24 protein-coding genes, 2 tRNA genes and 2 pseudogenes are annotated in these 25,533 nt (G+C 63.6%); 15 read left to right on the forward strand and 13 right to left on the reverse strand.

Annotation, left to right across the window (positions count from 1 at the left end):
* The first annotated feature begins 61 nt into the window (after nucleotides 1-61).
* From upp to BM275_RS15885, 3 genes are all read left to right on the forward strand, one after another.
* Nucleotides 62-700, forward strand: coding sequence for a uracil phosphoribosyltransferase (gene upp / locus BM275_RS15875; RefSeq protein WP_090522262.1), 639 nt, complete (start codon nucleotides 62-64; stop codon nucleotides 698-700).
* Nucleotides 701-702: 2 nt separating this feature from the next.
* Complete coding sequence (locus tag BM275_RS15880; RefSeq protein WP_090522263.1) at nucleotides 703-1,962, forward strand: uracil-xanthine permease family protein; 1,260 nt, start codon at nucleotides 703-705, stop codon at nucleotides 1,960-1,962.
* An 82-nt stretch (nucleotides 1,963-2,044) separates the two neighbouring features.
* Nucleotides 2,045-2,356, forward strand: coding sequence for a YkgJ family cysteine cluster protein (locus BM275_RS15885; RefSeq protein WP_003284787.1), 312 nt, complete (start codon nucleotides 2,045-2,047; stop codon nucleotides 2,354-2,356).
* 57 nt (nucleotides 2,357-2,413) lie between these two features.
* Here the strand turns inward: BM275_RS15885 and BM275_RS15890 are convergent, their stop codons facing one another.
* The 6 genes from BM275_RS15890 to hemA form a co-directional block, all read right to left on the reverse strand.
* The gene (locus tag BM275_RS15890; protein WP_014819350.1) at nucleotides 2,414-2,932 is read right to left on the reverse strand and encodes an acyloxyacyl hydrolase; all 519 of its coding nucleotides are present in this window, start codon (nucleotides 2,930-2,932) and stop codon (nucleotides 2,414-2,416) included.
* A gap of 81 nt (nucleotides 2,933-3,013) precedes the next feature.
* Entirely contained in the window at nucleotides 3,014-3,808 is a 795-nt protein-coding gene (gene murI / locus BM275_RS15895; RefSeq protein WP_090522264.1) for a glutamate racemase, read from the reverse strand.
* Nucleotides 3,801-4,556 (reverse strand): molybdopterin-synthase adenylyltransferase MoeB, encoded by a 756-nt coding sequence (locus BM275_RS15900; protein WP_014819348.1) that lies wholly within the window; start codon nucleotides 4,554-4,556, stop codon nucleotides 3,801-3,803. Before BM275_RS15900 ends, murI begins: the two co-directional genes overlap by 8 nt.
* Nucleotides 4,557-4,578: 22 nt before the next feature.
* On the reverse strand, nucleotides 4,579-5,406 hold the full coding sequence (prmC, locus tag BM275_RS15905) for a peptide chain release factor N(5)-glutamine methyltransferase (RefSeq protein ID WP_090522265.1): 828 nt from the start codon (nucleotides 5,404-5,406) through the stop codon (nucleotides 4,579-4,581).
* Between the two features lie 34 nt (nucleotides 5,407-5,440).
* Nucleotides 5,441-6,523 (reverse strand): peptide chain release factor 1, encoded by a 1,083-nt coding sequence (prfA, locus tag BM275_RS15910; RefSeq protein WP_090522266.1) that lies wholly within the window; start codon nucleotides 6,521-6,523, stop codon nucleotides 5,441-5,443.
* Nucleotides 6,520-7,788, reverse strand: coding sequence for a glutamyl-tRNA reductase (gene hemA, locus BM275_RS15915; protein ID WP_014819346.1), 1,269 nt, complete (start codon nucleotides 7,786-7,788; stop codon nucleotides 6,520-6,522). The genes prfA and hemA overlap by 4 nt, the downstream gene beginning before the upstream one ends.
* A gap of 200 nt (nucleotides 7,789-7,988) precedes the next feature.
* Here hemA and BM275_RS15920 point away from each other — a divergent pair, with 200 nt between their 5' ends.
* From BM275_RS15920 to ychF, 9 genes are all read left to right on the forward strand, one after another.
* Complete coding sequence (locus BM275_RS15920) at nucleotides 7,989-9,716, forward strand: tetratricopeptide repeat protein (protein WP_090522267.1); 1,728 nt, start codon at nucleotides 7,989-7,991, stop codon at nucleotides 9,714-9,716.
* A 3-nt stretch (nucleotides 9,717-9,719) separates the two neighbouring features.
* On the forward strand, nucleotides 9,720-10,340 hold the full coding sequence (gene lolB, locus BM275_RS15925) for a lipoprotein insertase outer membrane protein LolB (protein WP_090522268.1): 621 nt from the start codon (nucleotides 9,720-9,722) through the stop codon (nucleotides 10,338-10,340).
* Complete coding sequence (ispE, locus tag BM275_RS15930; RefSeq protein ID WP_090522269.1) at nucleotides 10,341-11,201, forward strand: 4-(cytidine 5'-diphospho)-2-C-methyl-D-erythritol kinase; 861 nt, start codon at nucleotides 10,341-10,343, stop codon at nucleotides 11,199-11,201. It begins immediately after the preceding gene.
* A 19-nt stretch (nucleotides 11,202-11,220) separates the two neighbouring features.
* A tRNA-Gln gene (locus BM275_RS15935) sits at nucleotides 11,221-11,295 on the forward strand.
* Between the two features lie 52 nt (nucleotides 11,296-11,347).
* A tRNA-Gln gene (locus BM275_RS15940) sits at nucleotides 11,348-11,422 on the forward strand.
* A gap of 78 nt (nucleotides 11,423-11,500) precedes the next feature.
* Entirely contained in the window at nucleotides 11,501-12,442 is a 942-nt protein-coding gene (locus BM275_RS15945) for a ribose-phosphate pyrophosphokinase (protein ID WP_003294564.1), read from the forward strand.
* 120 nt (nucleotides 12,443-12,562) lie between these two features.
* Nucleotides 12,563-13,180 (forward strand): 50S ribosomal protein L25/general stress protein Ctc, encoded by a 618-nt coding sequence (locus tag BM275_RS15950; RefSeq protein ID WP_014819342.1) that lies wholly within the window; start codon nucleotides 12,563-12,565, stop codon nucleotides 13,178-13,180.
* 33 nt (nucleotides 13,181-13,213) lie between these two features.
* Nucleotides 13,214-13,798, forward strand: a complete 585-nt coding sequence (gene pth, locus BM275_RS15955; RefSeq protein WP_014819341.1) for an aminoacyl-tRNA hydrolase — start codon at nucleotides 13,214-13,216, stop codon at nucleotides 13,796-13,798.
* Between the two features lie 24 nt (nucleotides 13,799-13,822).
* Nucleotides 13,823-14,923 carry a redox-regulated ATPase YchF gene (gene ychF, locus BM275_RS15960; protein ID WP_090522270.1) on the forward strand — a complete coding sequence of 367 codons (1,101 nt, stop codon included), beginning with the start codon at nucleotides 13,823-13,825 and terminating at the stop codon, nucleotides 14,921-14,923.
* Nucleotides 14,924-15,137: 214 nt separating this feature from the next.
* On the opposite strand, the pseudogene BM275_RS15965 reads toward ychF, so the two are convergent.
* The 7 genes and pseudogenes from BM275_RS15965 to BM275_RS15995 form a co-directional block, all read right to left on the reverse strand.
* Nucleotides 15,138-16,661: pseudogene (locus BM275_RS15965) on the reverse strand (TolC family protein).
* Between the two features lie 47 nt (nucleotides 16,662-16,708).
* Nucleotides 16,709-17,155 (reverse strand): hypothetical protein, encoded by a 447-nt coding sequence (locus tag BM275_RS15970; protein WP_090522271.1) that lies wholly within the window; start codon nucleotides 17,153-17,155, stop codon nucleotides 16,709-16,711.
* Nucleotides 17,156-17,229: 74 nt separating this feature from the next.
* Complete coding sequence (locus tag BM275_RS15975) at nucleotides 17,230-17,487, reverse strand: hypothetical protein (RefSeq protein ID WP_419723459.1); 258 nt, start codon at nucleotides 17,485-17,487, stop codon at nucleotides 17,230-17,232.
* A pseudogene (locus tag BM275_RS15980) lies at nucleotides 17,484-17,624 on the reverse strand (efflux RND transporter periplasmic adaptor subunit); the annotation flags it as partial. The pseudogene BM275_RS15980 and the gene BM275_RS15975, both read right to left, overlap by 4 nt.
* A gap of 103 nt (nucleotides 17,625-17,727) precedes the next feature.
* Nucleotides 17,728-18,333, reverse strand: a complete 606-nt coding sequence (locus BM275_RS15985) for a peroxidase-related enzyme (RefSeq protein ID WP_090522272.1) — start codon at nucleotides 18,331-18,333, stop codon at nucleotides 17,728-17,730.
* Between the two features lie 57 nt (nucleotides 18,334-18,390).
* Nucleotides 18,391-20,073: an AMP-binding protein gene (locus BM275_RS15990; RefSeq protein ID WP_090522273.1), complete on the reverse strand. Its 1,683-nt coding sequence runs from the start codon at nucleotides 20,071-20,073 to the stop codon at nucleotides 18,391-18,393.
* Nucleotides 20,074-20,379: 306 nt separating this feature from the next.
* Nucleotides 20,380-21,402, reverse strand: a complete 1,023-nt coding sequence (locus tag BM275_RS15995; protein WP_014819320.1) for an apurinic/apyrimidinic endonuclease family protein — start codon at nucleotides 21,400-21,402, stop codon at nucleotides 20,380-20,382.
* 318 nt (nucleotides 21,403-21,720) lie between these two features.
* On the opposite strand from BM275_RS15995, the gene BM275_RS16000 reads away from it, so the two are divergent.
* The 3 genes from BM275_RS16000 to BM275_RS16010 all read left to right on the forward strand — a co-directional run bounded on the left by BM275_RS16000 (nucleotide 21,721) and on the right by BM275_RS16010 (nucleotide 25,458).
* A complete protein-coding gene (locus BM275_RS16000; RefSeq protein ID WP_090522274.1) occupies nucleotides 21,721-22,884 on the forward strand; it encodes an isovaleryl-CoA dehydrogenase in 1,164 nt (387 codons plus the stop codon).
* A gap of 111 nt (nucleotides 22,885-22,995) precedes the next feature.
* Nucleotides 22,996-24,603: a carboxyl transferase domain-containing protein gene (locus BM275_RS16005; protein WP_090522275.1), complete on the forward strand. Its 1,608-nt coding sequence runs from the start codon at nucleotides 22,996-22,998 to the stop codon at nucleotides 24,601-24,603.
* A 57-nt stretch (nucleotides 24,604-24,660) separates the two neighbouring features.
* Nucleotides 24,661-25,458: a gamma-carboxygeranoyl-CoA hydratase gene (locus BM275_RS16010; RefSeq protein WP_090522313.1), complete on the forward strand. Its 798-nt coding sequence runs from the start codon at nucleotides 24,661-24,663 to the stop codon at nucleotides 25,456-25,458.
* Nucleotides 25,459-25,533: the final 75 nt, after the last annotated feature.

The following is a 25,533-nucleotide window of genomic DNA, read 5'->3' on the forward strand; positions in this document are numbered from 1 at the left end:
ATAGCCGCTGCCCCGGCGATGCTTTAATCTAAGCCGGTTTATTTGCCCGCCGGAGGCCATAATGCCCATTCGAGAGATCCGCCACCCGCTGATCCGCCACAAGCTCGGTCTGATGCGCCGTGCAGACATCAGCACCAAGAATTTCCGCGAACTGGCGCAGGAAGTGGGATCGATCCTCACTTATGAAGCGACCTCGGACCTGCCGCTGGAACACTACAGCATCGATGGCTGGTGCGGCCCCGTTCAGGTGGAAAAGATCTCCGGCAAGAAGATTACCGTAGTACCGATTCTGCGTGCCGGCATCGGCATGCTCGATGGCGTGCTCAGCCTGATTCCCGGCGCCAAGGTCAGCGCGGTCGGCATTGCCCGCAACGAAGACACGCTGCAGGCGCAGACCTATCTGGAAAGGTTGGTCCCGGAAATCGAACAGCGCCTGGCGATCATCATCGATCCAATGCTTGCCACCGGCGGCTCGATGGTCGCCACCATCGACATGCTGAAAAAGGCCGGCTGCAAGGAGATTCGCGCGCTGGTCCTGGTTGCCGCACCGGAAGGCATCGCCGCCGTGGAGAGCGCGCACCCTGATGTGCTGATCTTCACCGCCTCCATCGATCAGCGCCTGGATGAGCATGGCTACATCGTTCCGGGCCTGGGCGATGCCGGTGACAAGATTTTCGGCACCAAGCAGAAGGACATCTGAGCATGTCGCATCCCGAGGAGCCGGTAGGCCGGCAGGTACTGGCCGGCGCGCAGATGCTGTTCGTCGCCTTCGGCGCACTGGTGCTGATGCCGCTGATCACCGGCATGGACCCCAACGTGGCGCTGTTCACTGCCGGTCTCGGCACGCTTCTGTTCCAGCTGGTCACCAAGCGTCAAGTGCCAGTATTCCTTGCATCGAGCTTCGCCTTCATCGCCCCGATCATCGCCGCCAAGGGTGAGTTCGGGCTGCCGGCCGTAATGGGTGGCGTGGTGGCGGCCGGGCTGGTGTACATGGTGCTGGGCTTCGCCGTGCGCCTGAAAGGACCGGGCTTCATCGACCGCTTGCTGCCGCCGGTGGTCATCGCTCCGGTGATCATTTCCATCGGCCTGGCGCTGTCGCCGGTGGCTGTGAACATGGCCATGGGCAAGGCCGGCGACGGCAGCGCTCAACTCATCACGTACCACACGGCGATGTTCATCTCCATGCCGGCGCTGATCACCACGCTGCTGGTAGCGGTATTGGGCAAGGGGCTGTTCCGTCTGGTGCCGATTCTCGCCGGCGTCGCGGTGGGCTACGGCCTGTCCTTTGCCTTCGGCGTGGTCGACACCAGCGGCATCGCCGCGGCGCCCTGGCTGGCGATGCCCAACTTCATCACACCGGAGTTCAACATCGGCGCCATTCTGTTCATGGTCCCCGTAGCCCTGGCTCCGGCGATCGAGCATATCGGCGGCGTGGTCGCCATCGGCAGCGTGACCGGCAACAACTATGTGAGGAAGCCGGGCCTGCATCGCACGCTCCTGGGTGACGGCGTGGCGACGTCCGCGGCCGGCCTGTTCGGTGGGCCGCCGAACACGACCTACGCCGAAGTGACGGGCGCGGTGATGCTGACCAGGAACTACAACCCGAAGATCATGACCTGGGCGGCGATATTCGCCATCGCGCTGGCCTTCATCGGCAAGTTCGGCGCCGGCTTGCTGAGCATTCCGGTACCGGTCATGGGCGGCATTCTCTGCCTGCTGTTCGGCTCGATCGCGGTGGTCGGCCTGAGCACGCTGATCCGCCATCAGGTCGACCTGTCCGAAGCACGCAACCTGATCATCGTCTCGGTGACGCTGGTGTTCGGCATCGGCGGCATGGCGATCGGCTACGGCGAGTTCACCCTGTCCGGCATCTCGCTGTGCGCGATCATCGCGCTTCTGCTCAACCTGGTGCTGCCCGGCGGCAAGGGGTGGCGCAACAAGCAGCTGAGCGAAGAGCTGTAAAAGCGTGACACCGGCTTTGCTGGTGCCACCACTCGGCGCCCTGAGTGGGCGCCCGGTCGAGCGTATCGACTAGACTGGCGCGATGAACGATTCGACCATTCCCCACCAACAACTCGAAGATACCAGCGTGAGCTGCGCCACCTGCGCCGCCTGCTGCTGTCGACTCGAAGTGTTGCTGTTCAGCGATACCGGCGTTCCGCAGCGCTATATCGACACTGACAGCTGGGGCGGCGAAGTCATGCTGCGCCTGGAGGATGGCTGGTGCGCGGCGCTTGATCGGGACAGCATGCGCTGCACGATCTACGAAAACCGGCCATTGATCTGCAGGGAGTTCGAACTGGGATCAGAGGATTGCCACGAAGAGCGCAAGGGCAGCGCCACGGCATATGGCTGAACGCTATTGGCAGTGCAGGGCTGGCGAAACGCCCTGCAGCACCTAGAGAAAACTCGCTTAGAACGCCATGCGGTAATGCAGGGCGTAGCTTTCGACACCATCGTTCGGCTTCTTGATGCCGGCGTTGGAATAGTGGATTGCGCGCACGCCCACTTCGTGGCCACCGGCGAAGCGCAGGCCCGCACCGATCCGATCCTCGAACTGGAAAGACGAACCGAGACCGTTGCCCTCGACCTCGGTGTTCTCGAATGCCGCGACACCGATGCCTGCCTCGACATAAGGTTTCACCGATTCACCAGCGAACTCGTAGACGAAGACCGGGGCCAGCGAGATGCTGTGATTGCTCGACGATTCGTCGCCCTCCCAGTAGGTATAACCGGCATCCCAGTAGCCGGTCAGTCGGCCCACGCTGGTCTGGAACCAGCTGGTACCGAAATCGAATTGCGCACCCAGGCGATAGGTCATGGTCGACTCGTCCGTCTGGCCGACCGCAACGGTAAAGTCTACGGCGTGGGCAGCCGCCATCGAACCTACAGAGAGTGCCGCCACTGCAGCCAGGGAGAACAGTTTTTTCATGAGAACTTCCTTATCAAACACTGCGTTTGTTTGGTTTTTTGGTGCCAGCATATTTGAGAAACCCCGCTGCGCTTGGAGTTCCTATCGGGGAAAAAACTCGACTTTCGCGTTTTCGCCCCAAAGTATAGGCAACACGCTGGCCATTCGCCGCGGATCGCCGCTGCAATAGAAACGCTCGGAGGCCACCCCGCTGGCGAGTAGATGGCGCTCTGCCAGCAGATCGCGCAAGTGTCGCGCGACGGCTGCCCCAGTATCAATCAGGCGGACGTTTCCAGGCAGTAGCTCGCTGAGCAGCGGCCTTATAAAGGGGTAATGCGTGCAACCCAGAATCAGCGTGTCGCAGCCTTGTGCCAGCAGCGGCCCGACCCACGCCATCAGCATGGCGCGCGTTCCGGCACTGTTCAGATCGCCTGCCTCGATGCGCTCGACCAAGCCGGGGCACGGCTGAGTGATCACCCGTACATCTGCGGCAAAGCGATCAAGCAACGCGGCAAAGCGGGCGCTCTTCAGCGTTCCGGTGGTCGCCAGCACGCCGACGACGCCACTCCGCGTGGCCTGGGCGGCAGGCTTGACGGCAGGCTCCATGGCGATGATCGGCAATTGCGGATACAGCTCGCGCAATTCGGTGACGCCAGCGGCGGTCGCAGTATTGCAGGCCACCACCAGCGCCTTCGCGCCCTTCTCGACAAAAAAGGCCGCAATGACACGGCAGCGCTCACGGATGTATTCCGGGCTCTTTTCGCCATAGGGGACATGGGCGCTGTCGGCGAGATAGAGCAGCGACTCATGCGGCAGGCGCTGCCGGATCTCACGCAGCACCGAGAGCCCGCCTACTCCGGAGTCGAAGACGCCGACCGGTGCGGCGCAGTCAGCCATGGCTTGCGCCACACACCGCACAATGTGGATCGCGCTTGACCCGCAACTCACGGAAGCGACTGGACAGCGCATCGATCAGCAGCAGTCGACCAATCAGCGGCTCGCCGAAGCCAACCAGCAGCTTGAGCGCTTCCAACGCCTGCAGGCTGCCAACCATGCCCACCAGCGGCCCCACTACACCGGCTTCGCTGCAGGTCAGCTCGGCTTCGCTACCGTGCCCATAGAGGCAGTGGTAGCAGGGGCTCGTTTCGACTCGCGGATCGAACACCGAAAGCTGCCCCTCAAGACGGATCGCCGCGCCGCTGACCAGCGGCTTTTTCGCTTTCACGCATGCGGCGCTCACCGCTTCGCGAATGCCGAAGTTGTCCGTGCAATCGAGCACCAGATCGACCCGCTCCACTGCCGCATCCAGGGAATCGGCGTCCAACCCGCTGCGATACGGCACCAGCTGTACATGGGGGTTCAGCGCCCCCAGCCGGGCCATGGCCGAGTCGACCTTGTGCAGGCCAAGCGAGGGTGTGTCGTGAGCGATCTGCCGCTGCAGATTGGTCAGATCCAACGCATCGAAGTCGGCCAGGTGCAGCTCACCGACACCAGCGGCCGCCAGATAGAGCGCTACCGGCGAGCCCAACCCGCCAAGCCCGACGATCAGCACGCGACTCTGTTTGAGGCGCAACTGGCCGTCGATATCGACCTGCTTGAGCAGGATCTGCCGGCTGTAGCGCAGCAGCTCTTCGTCACTCAGCATCCAAGCACCTCACAAAACGCAATCATGGCAGGCGGCCAAGGCTGATGCGCTCATGCCCACCCAGATCGAGCCGGCTTTGCACATCCTCGAAACCGTGGGAAAGCAAAAGCATGCGCACCGCCTCAGCCTGATCGTAACCGTGCTCCAGCAGCAACCAGCCACCCGACTGCAGATGCGCCGCCGCCTGGGCGATGATCGTGCGGATGTCGTCCAGGCCATCCGCACCCGCGATCAGCGCACTCTGCGGCTCGAAGCGGACATCGCCCTGCAGCAGGTGCGGGTCGCTGGCCGGAATATAGGGTGGATTGCTGACGATCATCTGGAACCTCTCGCCGTTCAGACCGGCAAACCAGTCGCTCAGGGTGAACGCAGCGTTGTGCAGTCCGAGCCGCAGCCGGTTGCGCTCAGCCAGCCTCACGGCGGCCTCGATACGGTCCACACCGCAGACCTGCCACGCCGGCCGCTCGGTCGCCAGAGCCAGCGCAATCGCGCCGGTGCCGGTGCCCAGATCGAGCACCCGGGCCGGTGCAGCGGGGAGCAGCTGCAGCGCGGTCTCCACCAGCAGCTCGGTGTCAGGCCGGGGGATCAGCGTATCCGCTGCCACTTCAAGTTCCAGACTCCAGAAGCCCTGGCGCCCGAGAATATAGGCGACCGGTTCACCCTGACGCCTCCGTGCGAGATCAGCAGCAAAGCGCTCGGCACACTCTGCCGGCACCTCGCGCTCCGACCAGGTGCGCAGATAGCTGGTCGACTTGTTCAGGGCGGCCGCGAGCAGCCATTCGGCATCCAGCCTGGCGCTCGGCGAGTCCGGCAGATCGGCACTTTGCAGCAGGGACTCGATGGTTGGCATGAGGTGCTCTTAGCGCGGTGCGCAGCGAAAAGGATCAGTCGCCCAGCGCCGCCAGCTGGTCGGCCTGGTATTCCTGCAACAGCGGCTCGATGACCTGCTCCACGGCGCCGCCGATCACTTCGTTGAGCGAATACAGCGTCAGGTTGACGCGATGGTCGGTGACCCGGCCTTGGGGGAAATTGTAGGTACGGATACGTTCGGAGCGATCCCCGGAGCCGACCAGCAACTTGCGCGTCTCGGAGATTTCCTTGTGCGCCGCGGCGTCCTGGCGGTCCTGCAGCTTGGCGGCGAGCCAGGCCATGGCCTTGGCGCGGTTCTTGTGCTGCGAACGCTCTTCCTGACACTCGACCACAATGCCAGTGGGCAGGTGCGTGATACGAATCGCAGAGTCGGTCTTGTTGACGTGCTGACCGCCGGCGCCGGAGGAGCGATAGGTGTCGATACGCAGCTCGGCCGGATTGATCTCCACCGCCGCCTGCTCATCCGGCTCCGGTAACACCGCCACGGTGCAGGCGGAGGTGTGAATGCGTCCCTGGGACTCGGTCTCCGGCACGCGCTGCACGCGGTGCGCGCCGGATTCGAACTTGAGCTTGGCGTAGACGTTGTCGCCCTCGACGCGGGAAATCACTTCCTTGTAGCCGCCGTGCTCGCCCTCACTCTCGGAGAGGATCTCGACTCGCCAGCCTTGCTTCTCGGCATAGCGCGAATACATGCGGAACAGATCGCCGGCAAAGATCGCCGCCTCGTCGCCGCCGGTGCCGGCGCGGATCTCGAGGAACACGTTGCGCCCGTCGTTGGGGTCCTTGGGCAGCAGCATGCGCTGCAGGTTGGCTTCAAGCGTCTCAAGCTGGGCCTTGGCTTCGGCAACCTCCTCCTCGGCCATCTCGCGCATGTCGGGATCACTGTCCTTGAGCAGCGCCTGAGCGCCCTCGAGATCCTGCTGAACCTTGCACAGCTGCCGATAGGCGACGATCACCGGCTCGACTTCGGCGTACTCGCGGGAATAGGCGCGAAAACGGCTTTGATCGCTGATGACTTCGGCGTCGCCGAGCAGTGCGGTGAGTTCTTCGAAACGGTCCTTCAGGATGTCCAGCTTGTTCAGCAGCGAAGCTTTCATGGTTTTTCCGTGCCCTCGTGCAGGGCGAAGAGTTCCTGGGCCATGCTCAGCGCCTCGACGCGGCCCTCAGCGGAGAGTTTCTTCAGTTGCACGCTGGGTGCATGCAGCAGTTTGTTGGTCAGGCCACGGGCGAGCTGAACGAGAACCTCCTCGGCGCTGCCCCCATTGGCCAGCAGACGCTGAGCCTTGCTCAGCTCGTCGTCGCGAATGCGCTCGGCGTGCTGCCGGTAGGCCTTGAGCACGTCCACCGCGGCCAGTTCGCGCAGACGCTGCATGAAGTCCTCGGTGCCGGCCGCGACCAACTCCTCGGCGGCCTGGGCCGCGCCCTGGCGACTCTTGAGGTTCTCCGCAACCACCTCATGCAGATCGTCGACCGTGTACAGATAGACGTCGTCCAGCTCGCCGACCTGCGATTCGATGTCCCGCGGCACGGCGATATCGACCATGAACATCGGCTTGTGCTTGCGTCGCTTCAGCGCCTGTTCGACCGCGCCCTTGCCGAGAATCGGCAGCTGGCTGGCGGTGGAGCTGATGACGATGTCGCTGTTGTGCAACTCGTCCGGGATATCGGCAAGCAGGATCGCCTGCGCCCCTAGCTCGGCGGCCAGCGCGCTGGCCCGCTCGAGGGTGCGGTTGGCGACCACGATCTTCTTCACGCCCTGCTCGTGCAGATGGCGCGCGACCAGGGTGATGGTCTCACCGGCGCCGATCAGCAGGGCCTGGCTGCGTTGCAGATTGCTGAAGATCTGCCGCGCCAGACTGACCGCGGCAAACGCCACCGAAACCGGGTTCTCGCCGATGGCGGTGTCGGTGCGCACGGTCTTCGCGGTGCTGAAGGTGGCCTGAAACAACCGGCCAAGCAGAGGCCCGACGCTGCCGGCCTCACGGGCGACCGCATAGGCCGACTTCATCTGCCCGAGAATCTGCGGTTCGCCCAGCACCAGCGAGTCGAGCCCGGAGGCAACACGCATCATGTGGCGCACGGCCTGATCGTCGACATGCACATAGGCGCATGCCTTGAGCTCGTCGAGGCTGAGACGGTGATAATTCGCCAGCCAGGCGAGCACGGCATCGGCCTCGACCTGATCCTGTTGCAGATACAGCTCGCTGCGATTGCAGGTCGAGAGGATCGCCGCTTCGCGGGTCGGAGTGACGCGGCACAGTTGCCGCAAGGCCTCGACCATCTGGTCGGGCGTGAAGGCTACGCGCTCGCGGACGTCCACCGAAGCGGTCTTGTGATTAATGCCAAGCGCGAGGAAAGCCATGCAGAATCGCTGATTCGATAACAGAGCGCGCAATTCTCCTACTTCGTCAGATGGAGAACAACCATTGCCCTCGATTGTCGGATTCGATTGGTACTGCCAATCAGCTACCGAACCGGCCTGCGCGCCTCCCAGGGCCCATGGGCTTGACCTGCGGCTTGTGTCATCATGCCGCGACCGCACACCAGCCGTACATTTCCCCTATGAAAAAACTCGCCGCACTTGCCGCCCTGCTGTTCATCGGCGGCTGCCAGACCTTCACGCAGCAAGCCCCCGAAAGCAGTCCGCCGGTCGAGGACGCTGCCCAGGAGAGCTCCGCCAGCGACGCGGCAGAGTACGGCTCATTCAGTCGCCAATCCCTCTATGCACTTCTGGTCGCAGAGCTTGCCGGCCAGCGCAACCGCTTCGACATTGCCCTGGGCAATTACGTACAGCAGGCGCATGCGACACAGGACGCCGGCGTCGCCGAACGCGGATTCCGTATCGCCGAATACCTTGGCGCAGACCAGGCGGCGCTGGATACCGCAATGATCTGGGCGCGCAACGCCCCTGACAATCTCGACGCGCAGCGCGCCGCAGCCGTGCAGCTGGCCCGCGCCGGGCGTTACGAAGAATCGCTCGAGTTCATGGAGAAGGTTCTGCAGGGCCAGGGCGACACTCATTTCGATTTCCTCGCCCTTTCGGCCTCGGAAACCGACCCGGACACCCGCGCCGGTCTGCTGCAAAGCTTCGACAAGCTGTTGGTCAAACACCCCGACAACCCACAGCTCTCCTTCGGCAAGGCCGTGCTGCTGCAACAGGATGATCGCAGCGAGGAAGCACTGGCGCTGCTGCAGAAGCAGCCGGATAAGGAACGGCAGATCCCGTCGATCCTGCTCGAAGCACGCCTTCTGCACAGCTTGCAGCGCAGCGACGAAGCGATACCGCTGCTCGAGCGAAGCCTTCGCCAGCACCCCGAGGACAAGCGTCTGCGCCTGACCTATGCACGCCTTCTGGTGGAACAGGAGCGCCTGGAAGACGCCATGGGCGAGTTCGCCACCCTGGTCCAGCAGCACCCCACCGACGACGACCTGCGCTTCTCCATGGCGCTGGTCTGCATGGAGGCTGAGGCCTGGCGCGAAGCCACCGTGTACCTGGAAGAGCTCATCGAACGCGGCAGCCACGTTGACGCGGCTTACTTCAATCTTGGCCGTGCTTATCAGGCTATGGACAAGAACGCCAAGGCGCTCGACGCGCTAGCTCATGTCGGCCCTGGCAACGAATACCTGCCAGCGAAACTGCTGCAGAGCCAGCTGCTCTATTCCGGCAATCGCGACCAGGAAGCGTCCGCGGTACTGGCCGACGCACGCCAGCAGCAGCCTGACTACGCCATCCAGCTGTACCTGATCGAGATCGAAGCGCTCTCCGAGCAGGACCGCACCGAACAAGGCTGGCAACTGGTGGAGCAGGCGCTTGCCGATTTCCCCGACGACCTCAATCTGCTGTACACCCGCGCCATGCTTGCGGAAAAGCGCGGCGATCTGGCGCAACTGGAACGCGACCTGCGCTTCATCATCGAGCGTGAGCCGGACAACGCCATGGCGCTCAACGCGCTCGGCTACACCCTGGCCGACCGTACTGATCGCCACAAGGAAGCGCTCCAGCTGATCGAGCAGGCCTACCAGCTCAACCCCGACGACCCGGCGATCCTCGACAGCCTCGGCTGGGTCAACTTCCGCCTGGGCAATCTGACCGAGGCCGAAGCGCTGCTGCGCAAGGCGCTGCAACGCTTTGCCGACCACGAAGTCGCCGCGCACCTGGGCGAGGTGCTTTGGGCCCAGGGTGAACACAGCGAGGCCCGCGCGGTCTGGTCGAAGGCACTCAAACTACAACCGGACAGCCAGATCCTGCGCGAAACGCTGAAACGGCTGACCGGATCGGAGAAGCCCTGAACCATGTCCCTGTTGAAAAACCTTCTTGCTCCCTGCCTGGCCCTCCTGCTTGCTGGCTGTGCCGGGCTTGGCCCACGCGAATCGGTTGAAGGCCCCGGCAATGCCTCCGCCTGGAAAGAGCATCGCAGCCAGGTCGCGACGGTCGATGGCTGGCAGATCAGCGGCAAGATCGGCATTCGCGCACCGCAGGAATCCGGCAGCGGCACACTGTTCTGGCTGCAGCGCCAGGACTACTTCGACATTCGCCTGTCCGGCCCCCTGGGCCGAGGCGCCACCCGCCTGACCGGCCGCCCCGACGCCGTATCTCTGGAAGTCGCCGGCCAGGGCCGATTCGAAGCCGAATCCCCGGAGGCCCTGGTCGAAGCGCAGCTCGGCTGGCAGCTGCCGGTGTCGCACCTGCTCTGGTGGGTGCGTGGCTTGCCTGCGCCGGACAGCCGCAGCCGTCTGAGCCTGGACAGCAAGAGCCGCCTGGCACGACTGGAACAGGACGGCTGGCAGGTCGACTACCTGGCATACGGCGAACACAACGGCTTCACGCTGCCCGAGCGTATCCGCCTGCAAGGCCATGACCTGCAGATCACCCTGGTGGTCAAGGACTGGCAAGCGCGCCAGCTGGGCCGCTGAATGCAGACGCTGACCCTGCCGGCACCGGCCAAACTCAATCTGATGCTGCATATCGTCGGCCGCCGCGCAGACGGCTATCACGAGCTGCAGACGCTGTTCCAGTTTCTCGACCATGGCGACGAACTCGGCTTCCGCCTGCGTGCTGACGGCGAGATTCGCCTGCATACCGCGCTGCCGGGCGTCGATCACGAGAGCAACCTGATCGTCCGTGCGGCGCGCCTGCTGCAGCGTGCCAGCAGCTGCTCGCTCGGCGCAGATATCACCCTGCTCAAACGTCTGCCCATGGGCGGCGGCATCGGCGGCGGTAGCTCCGACGCAGCGACCACCCTGCTCGGCCTCGACCACCTGTGGCAACTGCACCTGGGCGAAGACCGACTGGCCGCGCTGGGGCTGACCCTGGGCGCCGACGTACCGGTGTTCGTACGCGGCCGGGCGGCATTTGCCGAGGGGGTTGGCGAGCGCCTGCAACCGGTCGATTTGCCCGAGCCATGGTTCCTCGTAATCACGCCGCAAGTCTCTGTTAGTACAGCGGAAATATTTGCCGACCCAGAGTTGACACGTAATACCCCGGCCATTACAGTTCGCAGCCTTCTTGCAGGGGGCGGTCATAATGACTGTCAGCCAATAGTCGAGAAGCGTTATCCAGAAGTTCGTAACGCTTTGAGCTTGTTGAACAAATTCGTTCCGGCAAGCATGACTGGCACTGGAGCTTGTGTGTTTGGGAGCTTCCCAAACGAAGGCGAGGCTGATAAAGTCCGCCGCCAACTTCCAGACACTTTGCCAAGTTTCGTTGCCCACGGTCGTAACGTTTCGATGTTGCACCGAAGCCTTGAAAAACTGGCGCAGGAAGCGAGTGCGTAGCACACAGGTTGTACGATACAGGGGCGTCGCCAAGCGGTAAGGCACCAGGTTTTGATCCTGGCATGCGTTGGTTCGAATCCAGCCGCCCCTGCCATAACCTCCCAAGGTTCGTACGACTGCAACGGCACCAATGAAGTTGACCCTACAGGGGCGTCGCCAAGCGGTAAGGCACCAGGTTTTGATCCTGGCATGCGTTGGTTCGAATCCAGCCGCCCCTGCCATACACTTGAAGCTGTTCAGAAGCTTGCCTTTTGAACAGCTTTTTATTCATCGGACCCACCCTCAGGCAGGTACTGCGCGTGTCCAAGATGATGGTCTTCACGGGGAACGCCAACCCCGACCTGGCCCGGCGTGTCGTACGTCAGCTGCATATCCCCCTCGGTGATGCCTACGTCGGAAAGTTCTCCGACGGCGAAATCAGTGTCGAGATCAACGAGAACGTTCGCGGTAAGGACGTATTTCTGATCCAGCCGACCTGCGCTCCGACCAACGACAACCTGATGGAACTGGTGGTACTGGCCGACGCCTTCCGCCGCTCCTCGGCGTCGCGCATCACCGCAGTGATCCCCTACTTCGGTTATGCCCGCCAGGATCGTCGCCCGCGCTCTGCCCGTGTACCGATCAGCGCCAAGGTCGTGGCCGACATGCTCGACGTCGTTGGCGTCAACCGTGTGCTGACCGTTGACCTGCACGCCGATCAGATCCAGGGCTTCTTCGACATGCCGGTGGACAACATCTACGGCTCGCCGGTCCTGGTCGATGACATCCAGGCTCAGCGCTTCGAGAATCTGATGATCGTCTCCCCGGACATCGGTGGTGTGGTCCGCGCCCGTGCCGTGGCCAAATCCCTCGGCGTCGACCTGGCGATCATCGACAAGCGTCGGCCGAAAGCCAACCAGTCCGAAGTGATGCACATCATCGGTGATATCGAAGGCCGTACCTGCATCCTCGTCGATGACATGGTCGATACCGCCGGCACCCTGTGCCATGCAGCCAAGGCGCTGAAGGATCATGGCGCCGCCAAGGTCTACGCCTACTGCACGCACCCGATCCTGTCCGGCCGCGCCATCGAGAACATCGAAGGCTCCGTGCTCGACGAGCTGGTGGTGACCAACACCATCCCGCTGTCGGCTGCCGCACAGTCCTGCACCCGAATTCGCCAACTGGACATCGCGCCAGTGGTGGCTGAAGCGGTTCGCCGCATCAGCAATGCCGAATCGATCAGCGCGATGTTCCGCTAAGCGAAAAGCTTCGCGAATCGCACTGAACGTAATGTGCCCCGCCTCGTGCGGGGCTTTTTGCCCAACAGCCCGAGCGCTGGTCGCAAGCGCGACAGGTAATGTTGCTACTGGAGAATCACCATGAACGATTTCACTCTGAATGCCCAAGTGCGTTCCGACCTGGGGAAAGGTGCGAGCCGCCGCCTGCGTCGTAACGCCGCCCTGGTTCCGGCCGTCATCTACGGTGGCGACAAGGCCCCGCAGTCCATCAGCATCCTGGCCAAGGACTTCGCCAAGCTGCTGGAAAACGAAGCCTCCTTCAGCCACGTGCTGAACCTGAACGTCGACGGCCAGAACGAATCCGTTCTGATCAAGGCACTGCAGCGCCATCCGGCCAAGAGCTTTGTCCTGCACGCTGACTTCGTTCGCGTCGTTGCCGGCCACAAGCTGACCGCAACCGTTCCCCTGCACTTCATCAACCAGGAATCTTCCGTAGGCGTGAAGCAGCAAGGCGGCGAAATCCTGCACAACCTGAACGAAGTCGAAGTTTCCTGCCTGCCGCAAGACCTGCCGGAATTCATCGAAGTCGACATGATCAACGTCGAAGTCGGCCAGGTTCTGCACATGACCGACATCAAGCTGCCGAAAGGCGTTGAGCTGGTCGCCCTGGCCCACGGCAGCGACTTGCCGGTAGCCAACGTTCACGCTCCGCGCGTGAGCAAGGAAGACGCTCCGAAAGAAGAAGACGCTGCCGAGTAATTCACTCGCATAGTCGAAGAAGAGGCCCCCGTCGTGACTGCCGTAAAACTGATCGTCGGCCTGGGAAACCCAGGCCCTGAATACGACCAGACCCGGCACAACGCGGGGGCTCTTTTCGTTGAGCGTCTGGCTGCCCGTGAAGGCGTCTCGCTCAGCAACGATCGCAAGTACTTTGGCCTGGTCGGCAAGTTCAGCCATCAGGGTGAAGACATCCGCCTGCTTATCCCCACTACCTACATGAACCGCAGCGGTCAGGCGGTGGCGGCATTGGCCGGCTTTTTCCGAATTCCCCCCGAGTCCATCCTGGTCGCCCATGATGAGCTCGATATGCCCCCGGGCGTCGCCAAACTCAAGCAGGGTGGCGGTCATGGCGGGCACAACGGGCTGCGTGACATCATCGCCAAGCTCGGCAATCAGAACGGCTTTCATCGCCTGCGCCTGGGTATCGGCCATCCTGGCCACGCCAGCCTGGTCAGTGGCTACGTACTGGGCCGCGCACCGCAGACCGAGCGCGAAAAGCTCGACGCCAGCATCGACTTTGCGCTGGATGTCGTGCCAGAAATCCTGGCCGGCGACTGGACCCGCGCGATGCAGCGCCTGCACAGCCAGAAGGCCTGAACCTAACTCCGAGGCAAGATCACCATGGGATTCAACTGCGGCATCGTCGGTCTGCCCAACGTCGGCAAGTCCACCCTGTTCAACGCCCTGACCAAATCCGGCATCGCGGCTGAGAACTTTCCCTTCTGCACCATCGAGCCGAACAGCGGCATCGTGCCGATGCCCGATCCGCGCCTCGACGCGCTGGCGGCGATCGTCAAGCCGGAGCGGGTGATCCCGACCACCATGGAGTTCGTCGACATCGCCGGCCTGGTCGCCGGCGCTTCGAAGGGCGAAGGCCTGGGCAACAAATTCCTCGCCAACATCCGCGAAACCGACGCCATCGCCCATGTGGTGCGCTGCTTCGAAGACGAGAACGTCATCCACGTCGCCAACAGCGTAGACCCCAAGCGTGACATCGAGATCATCGACCTCGAACTGATCATGGCCGACCTCGACAGTTGCGAGAAGCAGCTGCAGCGCGTCGCCCGTACCGCCAAGGGCGGCGACAAGGAAGCGGTCGCACAGAAGGGGCTGCTGGAGAAGCTGATCCCGCACCTCACCGAAGGCAAGCCGGCACGCAGCCTGCTGAAGAGCTTCAGTGACGAGGAAAAGCGCCTGGCCAAGACCTTCCACCTGCTGACCACCAAGCCGGTGATGTACATCGCCAACGTCGCCGAGGATGGCTTCGAGAACAACCCGCTCCTGGACGTGGTCAACACCATCGCCGAGGAAGAAGGCGCCATCGTCGTGCCGGTGTGCAACAAGATCGAGGCCGAGATCGCCGAGCTGGACGATCTGGAAGAGATGCAAATGTTCCTCGAAACCATGGGTATGGAAGAACCAGGTCTGAACCGTGTGATCCGCGCCGGTTACGAGCTGCTCAACCTGCAGACCTACTTCACCGCCGGCGTGAAGGAAGTCCGCGCCTGGACCGTCAGTATCGGTGCGACCGCTCCGCAGGCGGCCGCGGTGATCCACACCGATTTCGAGAAAGGCTTCATCCGCGCTGAAGTCATCGCCTATGACGACTTCATCCAGTACAAAGGCGAAGCCGGCGCCAAGGAAGCCGGCAAGTGGCGCCTGGAAGGCAAGGAATACATCGTCAAGGACGGTGACGTCATGCACTTCCGCTTTAACGTCTAAGCGTTACTGGCCTCAAACAAAAGCCCCGCTCTGCGGGGCTTATGCGTTTCTGGGCAGCAACGATGCCAATATGTCGCGTGCCAAATCCGCGGGAGACTTTGGCGCCTCGTTGGGCTTCGTAAGATCAGCGCCAACCTACCCAGTTGCTGTCGTCTGGATATGCCTTGGCGCGACCCGGGATTGCGCCACCCGGATTGCGCAGCGCTTATCCAGGCTACGGAGTTGCGCTCTCCGGCAACCCCGCATCGACAGAAAGCTTGCCAGCCTGCCACTCCGCTTCGCGATTGGCCAATGCCTGGGCAATATCGTCGATTTGGTCAGAGCTCAGTTCTTCCGGCAACGGATCGAGCCCGACGCTGGCGAACACCTGCCCATAGGCGTTGCGCAAGTCGGCATAGGCCAGGTCGCGACGCAGGTTGGCTTGCAGTAGGTTCAGCTCTCCCTGGATCAACTCCAGCTCACCGATACCCTGAGCCTTGTGGCGATTTCGCAATTGCTCGGCAATCTACTGATCGAGGCTCGCCAACTGCTCACTGGTGGCGAATTGACGGGCGGCCTCCTGGAGGTTGGCATTGGCCACATAAAGCTGCGCCAGGATCGCCATGGACATCGCCTGACGGCGCAGTGTCACTACCTCTTCGCTAGCCTTGGCCGCATCGATGGCCGCGGGTGCCGAGAGCAGATTGAACAGGTTCCAGGTGACCTTGACGCCGTAATCGGCCCAGCTCTGATTGACCAGGAAGGAGTTGCTGTCGTAGTGCCCGCCCAGGGAGAACTCCAGACCGGGCAACATCCGCAGCATCGCCTTGCGGGTTTCCGCCGCCCCAATGCGCGCCTGGTAGTCCTGTTCGCGCAATTCGGGGCGATTGACCAACGCCTCTTGCTCGAGCACAGCCATGTCCGTTGCGAGAGTGGGTACCGGGTAGCTGTCGGAGGCCGGAGCCAACTCGAAGTGTGTATTCATCGGCAGATTGATCAGCGCCGCCAGTTCCGTCTTGGCCAGGGACAAGGCACGCCGCTGCTGTTCCAGCTGACGGGTCGCCTCGATCAGGGCGCGCTGGTAGCCGAGCGACTGCACCGGGTCGCCGATGCGTTGCTCGCTCATGCGCAGACTGTTCTGCCTGGCCTGATCGACCCGCTCCATCTGCTGGTCGATCTGTACCAGCAGGCGGTCGGCGGCCAAGGCACGCCAATACGCAGAACGGACATCCTGAATGATGGTATGCAGTACCTTGCGCCGACGCTCCTGCACAATCAGGCGTTGGTCACCCTGCTGCTGAGCGCTGACATAGCTGACGCCGAAGTCGAGCACGTTCCACACCATGGTCAGGTCGCCGACCTCGCGGTCGCGGTCCTGCGAGGTCGAAGGCTCCAGGGACTGGGTACCGGTGCGAATACTGCGGCTGCTGGAAGCACTGACGTTGTTACGCCCGGCATAGCCGGCATCCAAAGCCATACGCGGCAGCATGTCGAGGCGGGACAGATCCACCTGACGCTCGGCCAACGCCTCCTCCATGACCTTCAAACGTGCTTCCAGGTTGTACTTGACCGCACGGGCCATGGCTTGATGCAAGGTCAAGGGGGCGCTCAACGGCTCCTGCCCGCTGAACATACTGGCCAGATCCTCTTGAGCCCGCTGCTCGCTGGCCGCGCGCTCGATTGGCTGGCTAGTCACCGCACAGCCCCCAATTGCCGCCGCAAGCATGCTGACAGCCAGTACCTTATAATGTTTATTCATCCTTGTGCCGCCCCCTATTTGCGGCTAGTACTCTTATGTCAGTTCACTCAGGCTGCTGGCGCTTTGTAAGCCCATTCGCCAAAGGCCTGGGCTAATTGATCTATCTGCTGCAGTTCGCTGTTACGTAGGCTGTCCAGTTGCTGCCCCAACGTCGGCGCACCGAGGAAATCTTGCCCCTCCTCCTCGGTCCCCCATATGCCGTCGCTATTGCCACCGAAGATATCCACTGCCCCGTCCTGTGGGACCAGATCACCGAACATTGAGGACAGCGTGCTGCTGCCAAACACCGCCGCATCGCCGCCGCCGAAACCAAGGAAGCCCACACCGGAGCCGTCACCGGATGTGCTGTCGAACACCTGAGCCAGGAAGCTCGGAGCCAATGCCTGGTTTTGCAGGAAGATATTGCCAAGCGGCGGGAGCCCGCCACCCAAACCCGGCACTTCGAACAGCGGTGGCGGCACCAACGGTGGCAAAAGCGCAGGCGGTGGCGGCAAGGAGACTGCCAATCGGCCTGGGTTTGCCCGTTCAGCGAATCGGCCGTCACTACCTGGGGCTTATCCAGACGCTTCTACGTGAGCAGCTGGCCGGCGGCGTTCTCGACAAAGGCGACGAAAGGGGCATGGGCCTCAACCACGCTGATGCCGGTCAGCGCGCGCACCCGCCCGGCGATCAACAAGGCCGCATGGCGATAGCCGAACAGCGCCTGGGCATCGTTGACCAGGGCATAGGCCAGGCTGTCGATATCGTGCGCCGCACGGGCCTGTCGTTCGAGGCCGAGAAACTGGGCAAACAGCCGATCAGAGAGATTTTGCTGCGCCGCTGTCATGGCATGCCCTCGAACTGCGCAGTGCCGCTCATCCCGGCCAGCAAGCCGCTGGCATCTGCCGGCAACGTGGCGATCAGCAACAGGGTCTGGCTGCCCTCATCGATGCGCGCGCCCAGGCGCTTGACCTCGGCCTGCAATAGCTTTCTCTCTTGTTGTTGTGATCGTTGATGCAGCTGTTGAGCCCGACTGCGAACTGCCCGAGCTCGGATTACCACGTCATGCGGTAAAGCGGTGTCGCGCTCAGCGCGCGGTGCTTCTGGGCACGCGGCCCAGCAGATAGAACTCGTCGTTGGGCGGGGTGCGCGCCATGGACACCAGGCGGTTGGAGAGGCCGAACAGTCCAGCGATGGCGCCGATGTCCCAGATGTCGTTGAGGCTGAAACCCTGGACTTCCAGCCGCGCCTGCCAGGCGTCGTCCAGCACGCCGCGCCCGGCGGCCAGGTGCAGGGCGAAATCGAGCATCGTGCGCTGACGTTCGGAGATGGGCGCGGTGCGGTAGTTGACGGCGATCTGGTCGGCCAGCTGCGCGTCCTTGGCGAGGATGCGCAGGATCGCGCCATGGGCGACCACGCAATACAGGCAGCCGTGATCGGCGCTGACCGTGACCACGATCATCTCCTTCTCGGCCTGGGTCAGGCTGTCCGCTTCGCGCTCCATCAGCGCATCGTGGTAGGCGAAGAAGGCGCGAAACTCCGCCGGCCGATGAGCCAGCATGAGAAACACGTTGGGGATGAAACCGGCCTTTTCCTGCACGGCGAGAATCCGTTCGCGCAGGTCGGCGGGCAGCGTGTCGAGGCTATCGGACAGCGGAAAACGGCTGATCGACTGAGTAGTAGGCAGCGCCATGGAAAGCTCCTTTTCGGATGAGCGAATTGCCGGCCGGGCGAACCCGGCCGGTGCCGGTCAGTGCTGTTCGCTGATGCCCAGCTCGACCACGCTGATTTCGCGCATGCGGAACTTCTGCACCTTGCCGCTGATGGTCATCGGGAAATCGTCGACGAATTTGATGTGCCGCGGCGTCTTGAAGTGGGCGATGCGGCCCTTGCAGAACTCGCGCAGCGCCTCGGCCTCGACCTGATGGCCCGGGTGCAGCTTGACCCAGGCGACGATCTCCTCACCGAACTTGCTGTCCGGCACGCCGATCACCTGCACGTCGGCGACCGCCGGATGGGTGAAGAGGAATTCCTCGATCTCGCGCGGGTACACGTTCTCGCCGCCGCGGATGATCATGTCCTTGTTGCGGCCGACGATCTTGATGTAACCCTCGTCGTCCATCACCGCGAGGTCGCCGGTGTGCATCCAGCGCGCGCCGTCGATGGCATCGCGGGTGGCGTCCGGGTTGTTCCAGTAGCCGAGCATCACGCTGTAGCCGCGGGTGCAGAGTTCGCCAATCTGCCCACGCGGCACCACCGCGCCGTGCTCGTCGACGATCTTGCTTTCCAGGTGCGGCTGCGTGCGGCCGGCGCTGGTCACGCGACGATCCAGGTCGTCGTCGGCGCTCGTCTGGGTGGAGACCGGACTGGTTTCGGTCATGCCGTAGGCGATCTGCATTTCCGCCAGGTGCATGTCGTCGATGACGCGCTTCATCACCTCGATCGGGCAGGTCGAGCCGGCCATGATGCCGGTGCGCAGGCTGCTGAGGTCCAGTGACTGGCGCTCCGGGTGATCGAGCATGGCGATGAACATGGTCGGCACGCCATACATGCCGGTGGCCTTTTCCTCGGCCGCGGCCTGCAGTGCCGCCAGCGGCTCGAAGGCGGCGCTCGGGTAAATCATCGTGGTGCCGTGGGTGACACAGCCGAGGTTGCCCATGACCATGCCGAAGCAGTGGTACAGCGGCACCGGGATCACCAGACGGTCATGCTCGGTGAGCTTGAGGCTCTCGCCGACCATGTAGCCGTTGTTGAGGATGTTGTAATGACTGAGGGTCGCACCCTTGGGGAAGCCCGTGGTGCCGGAGGTGTACTGGATGTTGATGGGGTCGTCGAACTGCAGGCGTTCGCCGCACTGGCGCAGCTGTTCGGGGCCGACCTGCTCGGCCATCTCCATCAGCGCCTGCCACTGCAGCATGCCGTCCACCGGCTTGTCGCACAGGCTGATCACCCCACGCAGCTCCGGCAGCATATGACTCTGCAGAGCGCCAACAGCGGCGCTTTCCAGCTCCGGCAGCAGCTCGTGGAGCATGGCGTGGTAATCGGAGGTCTTGAAGGCATCGGCGCAGATCAGCCAGCGGCAGCCGGACTGCTTCAAGGCGTACTCGAGTTCGCTGAGGCGGTAGGCGGGATTGATGTTGACCAGCACCACGCCGATCTTCGCCGTGGCGAACTGGGTAATGCACCACTGGGCATTGTTCGGTGACCAGATTCCCACTCGTTCGCCAGCTTGCAGTCCGAGGGCCAGCAGGCCACGCGCGCAACGGTCCACCGCCTCCGCCAGTTCCGCCCAGGTGTAACGCAGCTGCTGATGGCGCACCACCAGGGCCTCACGCTGGGGGAAGCGCTCCGCGGTACGGTCGAAGGCCGCGCCGATGGTCATGGGCAACAGGGGTTTGCTCTGCGGTCCGCAGGTATAGCTCGGAAGACTCATGACGATTTTCCTCAGTCTTATGTTTGTTATGAGGCGTGCTCGCAAGGGTGCTGGCGCTGCTGACAGTCACCCTAGGCCACGATGACGTTAACGTAAAGGTAACTAGCTGGCAATATGTCGCAGGGTAGGCGAAAGTCGAGGGGCTCGAGCAGTCAAATGGCCAGTATCTGGTGACGAATAACGGGGTCAGCCGCGGCCAGATCGGCGCTGACACGACGTGTCGGAAGGCATGCCTGAGCGGCGCAAAAACGGTTGCGCCGGAGCCTCTGCAACGATGCCGCGCATGCGTCTGCCGAAGACGCCTCGTCAGGCGCCTACACGCCGGTACTCGTGATGGAAGTCCAGCGCGGCGAGGTTCTTGTCCTTGGCTTCGAGCATGATGTCGAAGCGATCGAGAAACTGAAACGCATAGCGATTCGTCCAGTGGTTCCACATGCGTTTGCTATGCGCATAGAGGTCGCGCTTGTTGACCTTCTCCAGCAACTCGGGGAGTTCCAGCTTCTGCTCCGGCGCGAAGCCAAGCTCCATCAGGCTCTCCTGCGGCTGCGAGTAGTGCATGGTCGGCCGCACACCGCGCCAGCTTTCCAGAACGCGCTCGATGCGCGGGTCGTCCGGCTCGATGTAGCGGCCCTCGTGAATCCAGCAGTGATGGATATCCAGCACCACCGGCGCGAGGTCCGCGAGGCTCAGGCAGTCGTCCAGGCCATAGGTCTTTTCGTCGTTCTCGAAGGTGATGCAGCGGCGCGCCTCGGTCGACAGGCGCGGCCACACGGCACGCACCCCCTCGGCGCCGAGCCGCCCGGCGATATGCAGGTTGCATTTGAAGTCCTGGAAGCGCCGGCCGTAACCCATCATGCGGATCATGTCGGCGTGGTATTCGAATTCCGCCAGGCTGTTTTCCACCACCTGCGGCTTGTCCGATCCCAGCACGCAGTACTGGCCGGGATGCATCGACAGCCGGATATCGTTGGCCCGTGCCAGTTCGCCGATCGCGGCGAAGCCAGCCTCGAGGCGGTTCCGTATCTCGGCGCGACGGTAGAACGGCGCGATCTCGGCATGGCTGTAGAACGGCAGCAAGTCGCTGGACAGGCGCAACATGCGCAGCATCGGCGGCAACGTGGCGACGTATTCGAGCAACACCCGCTGAGCGCTCAGGTTGTGCTCGACGATCTCCTCCAGCCTCGCCTCGGCCGCGGCGCGACCGACCGAGGCCATCCAGCGCAGCGTGGTGCTGCGCGGATTGAAGGTGCGCTCGATGCGCTCCAGCTCCTTCAGCGAGAGACTCTGTTGCGGGTGGCGATACATGCAGGCGAAGCCGATGCGGGGCATGGATTTCCTCGTCGGTGGCAGGCCGGCGCTGCGGCCACTGCCTGTTTAGTCCCGCCGGGCTCGCGCCGAGTGCCCCGCCACCGACGAAACACCACTGCGCGCCAGCAACCGACGGCCGCACCTTACCGGGCCTATGCTGGCAGACATGCCGACTCGGCGGTGTGTTGACAGACCGAGAGCGGACCTTTACGTTAACGTAAAGCAGTGAACGATCATCCATGCCGATGACGTCAGACCGCTACCAGAGCGCCGGCCCGCACTCCGCCGACGAACGAATCCTCTGAAAACAGAACAATTACAAGACAAGCAGGTGGCCCCATGAACTACTCCAGCCTCAATTTCGCCCTCGGTGAAACCATCGACATGCTGCGCGAGCAGCTGCAGGCCTTCGTCGCCGCCGAGATTGCCCCGCGCGCCGAAGCCATCGATCAGGAAAACCTGTTCCCGGCGGACATGTGGAAGAAATTCGGCGAGATGGGCCTGCTCGGCGTGACCGTCTCCGAGGAGTACGGTGGTGCCGGCCTCGGCTACCTGGCGCATGTTGTGGCGATGGAAGAGATCAGCCGCGGCTCGGCCTCGGTCGCCCTCTCCTACGGCGCCCACTCCAACCTGTGCGTCAATCAGATCAACCGCAACGGCACCCCCGAGCAGAAGGCCCGCTACCTGCCCAAGCTGATCAGCGGCGAACACGTCGGGGCGCTGGCCATGAGCGAGCCGAATGCCGGGTCCGACGTGGTCTCCATGAAGCTGCGCGCCGAGAAGCGCGGCGACCGCTACGTGCTCAACGGCAGCAAGACCTGGATCACCAACGGCCCGGACGCCAACACCTACGTGATCTACGCCAAGACCGACCTGGACAAGGGGCCGCACGGCATCACCGCGTTCATCGTCGAGCGCGACTGGAAAGGTTTCTCCCGCGGCAACAAGTTCGACAAGCTCGGCATGCGTGGCTCCAACACCTGCGAGCTGTTCTTCGATGACGTCGAGGTGCCGGAAGAGAACGTGCTGGGCGTCGAGAACGGCGGCGTCAAGGTGCTGATGAGCGGCCTGGACTACGAACGCGTGGTGCTGGCCGGCGGCCCGACCGGGATCATGCAGGCCTGCCTCGACGTGGTGGTGCCCTACATCCACGACCGCAAGCAGTTCGGCCAGAGCATTGGCGAGTTCCAGTTCATCCAGGGCAAGGTGGCGGACATGTACACCCAGCTCAACGCCAGCCGCGCCTATCTCTACGCCGTCGCCCAGGCCTGCGACCGTGGCGAGACCACCCGCAAGGACGCCGCCGGGGTGATCCTCTATACCGCCGAAAACGCCACGCAGATGGCCCTGCAGGCGATCCAGATCCTCGGTGGCAATGGCTATATCAACGAATTCCCGACCGGCCGCCTGCTGCGCGACGCCAAGCTCTACGAGATCGGCGCCGGCACCAGCGAGATCCGCCGCATGCTGATCGGCCGCGAGCTGTTCAACGAATCCAGGTGAGCTGCGGGCGGAAAGAACGCCCAGCCTCGTAGGGTGGAAAACCGCGAAGCGTTTTCCACCGCAGTCGGTGGATGGCAGAGCCATCCATGATGGAATTGAACGGAGCCAACCATGGCCATCCTGCACACCCAGATCAATACCCGTTCGCCGGAGTTCGCCGCCAACAGCGCGGCGATGCTCGAACAGGTGAACGACCTGCGCGCCCTGCTCGGCCGCGTCAGCGAAGGCGGCGGCGCCACCGCCCAGCAGCGCCATGTCTCACGCGGAAAGCTCCTGGTGCGCGAGCGCATCGACACCCTGCTCGACGCCGGCTCGGCCTTTCTCGAACTCGCCCCGCTGGCCGCCCATGAGGTCTACGGCGAAGACGTCGCCGCCGCCGGCGTGGTCGCCGGTATCGGCCGCGTCGAAGGCATCGAGTGCATGATCATCGCCAACGACGCCACCGTGAAAGGCGGCACCTACTACCCGCTGACGGTGAAGAAGCACCTGCGCGCGCAGACCGTCGCCCGCGAGAACCGCCTGCCCTGCATCTACCTGGTGGACTCCGGCGGCGCCAACCTGCCGCGACAGGACGAGGTGTTCCCGGACCGCGAGCACTTCGGCCGTATCTTCTTCAACCAGGCCAACATGAGCGCCATGGGCATCCCGCAGATCGCTGTGGTGATGGGCTCCTGCACTGCCGGCGGCGCCTACGTGCCAGCGATGGCCGACGAGACCATCATGGTGCGCAACCAGGCGACCATCTTTCTCGCCGGCCCGCCGCTGGTGAAGGCTGCCACCGGCGAAGTGGTGACCGCCGAGGAACTGGGCGGCGCCGACGTGCACTGCAAGACCTCGGGCGTCGCCGACCACTACGCCGAGAACGACGAGCACGCGCTTTCCGTCGCCCGCCGCTGCGTGGCCAACCTCAACTGGCGCAAGCTCGGCCAGCTGCAGACCCGCGAACCGCGCGCACCGCTGTATGCCGCCGACGAGCTGTACGGTGTGATCCCGGCGCAGGCCAAGCAGCCCTATGACGTGCGCGAGGTGATCGCGCGGCTGGTGGACGGCAGTGAGTTCGATGAATTCAAGGCGCTGTTCGGCACCACCCTGGTCTGCGGCTTCGCCCATCTGCACGGCTATCCGATCGCCATCCTCGCCAACAACGGCATCCTCTTCGCCGAGGCGGCGCAGAAAGGCGCGCACTTCATCGAACTGGCCTGCCAGCGCGGCATCCCGCTGCTGTTCCTGCAGAACATCACCGGTTTCATGGTCGGGCAGAAATACGAGGCCGGCGGCATCGCCAAGCACGGCGCCAAGCTGGTCACCGCGGTGGCCTGTGCCCAGGTGCCGAAGTTCACCGTGCTCATCGGCGGCAGCTTCGGCGCCGGCAACTACGGCATGTGCGGCCGCGCCTACGACCCGCGCTTCCTGTGGATGTGGCCCAACGCACGCATCGCCGTGATGGGCGGCGAACAGGCCGCCGGGGTACTCGCCCAGGTCAAGCAGGAACAGAGCGAGCGCGCCGGCAAGAGTCTCGGCGACGACGAGGTAGCCGCGATCAAGCAGCCGATTCTCGAGCAGTACGAGCGCCAGGGCCATCCCTATTACTCCAGCGCGCGGCTGTGGGACGACGGCGTGATCGACCCGGCGCAGACCCGCGAGGTGCTGGGGCTGGCGCTGTCCGCCGCGCTGAATGCGCCGATCGAGCCGACCCGCTTCGGCGTGTTCCGCATGTAATCCGTGCCGCCGGCAGCCGAACGCGCCGGCGACTGCAGTCGCATTGAGGATGCCGAGATGACCGATTTCCAGACCATCGAACTGAACAAAGACGCGCGCGGCGTCGCCACCCTCTGGCTCAACCGCGCGGACAAGAACAATGCCTTCGACGCCCGGGTGATCGGCGAACTGAACGCGGCGCTGGCCCAGGTGCAGGACGATGCCAGCATCCGCTTCCTGATCCTGCGCGGGCGCGGCAAGCATTTCTCCGCCGGCGCCGATCTCGGCTGGATGCGCGAGTCGGCCAAGCTCGACTACCAGGCCAATCTCGCTGATGCCCATGAGTTGGGCGAGCTGATGCAGCGCCTCTACCAGCTGCCGCAGCCGACCCTGGCCGTGGTGCAGGGCGCGGCCTTTGGCGGCGCGCTGGGGCTGATCGCCTGCTGCGACATGGCCATCGGCGCCGGCGACGCACTGTTCTGCCTGTCGGAAGTGCGCATCGGCCTCGCTCCCGCGGTGATCAGCCCGTACGTGGTCAAGGCCATCGGCGAGCGCGCCACCCGCCGCTACGCGCTGACCGCCGAACGCTTCGACGGTAAGCGTGCCCGCGAACTCGGCCTGCTCGCCGAGACCTACCCGGCCAGTGAACTGGACGCCGCGCTCGAGCAGTGGGTCGACAACCTGCTGCTCAACAGCCCGCAGGCGCTCAAGGCTTGCAAGGGCCTGCTGCTGGAAGTGGGCGATGGTGATTTCGACGCCGACCTGCGCCAGACCACCGAACAGGCCATTGCGCGCCTGCGCACCAGCCCGGAAGGTCAGGAGGGCCTGAGCGCCTTCCTGGAAAAACGCACGCCCGCCTGGCAGGAGCGCGCGTGATGACCGGGCTTCTGTGGGGTGCTCGCTCGTATACGTTGTCGCGTACGCGCGGTGAGAGGGTTGCGTTGTGTGGTG

This window comes from Stutzerimonas kunmingensis, assembly GCF_900114065.1.
Classification (GTDB): domain Bacteria; phylum Pseudomonadota; class Gammaproteobacteria; order Pseudomonadales; family Pseudomonadaceae; genus Stutzerimonas; species Stutzerimonas kunmingensis.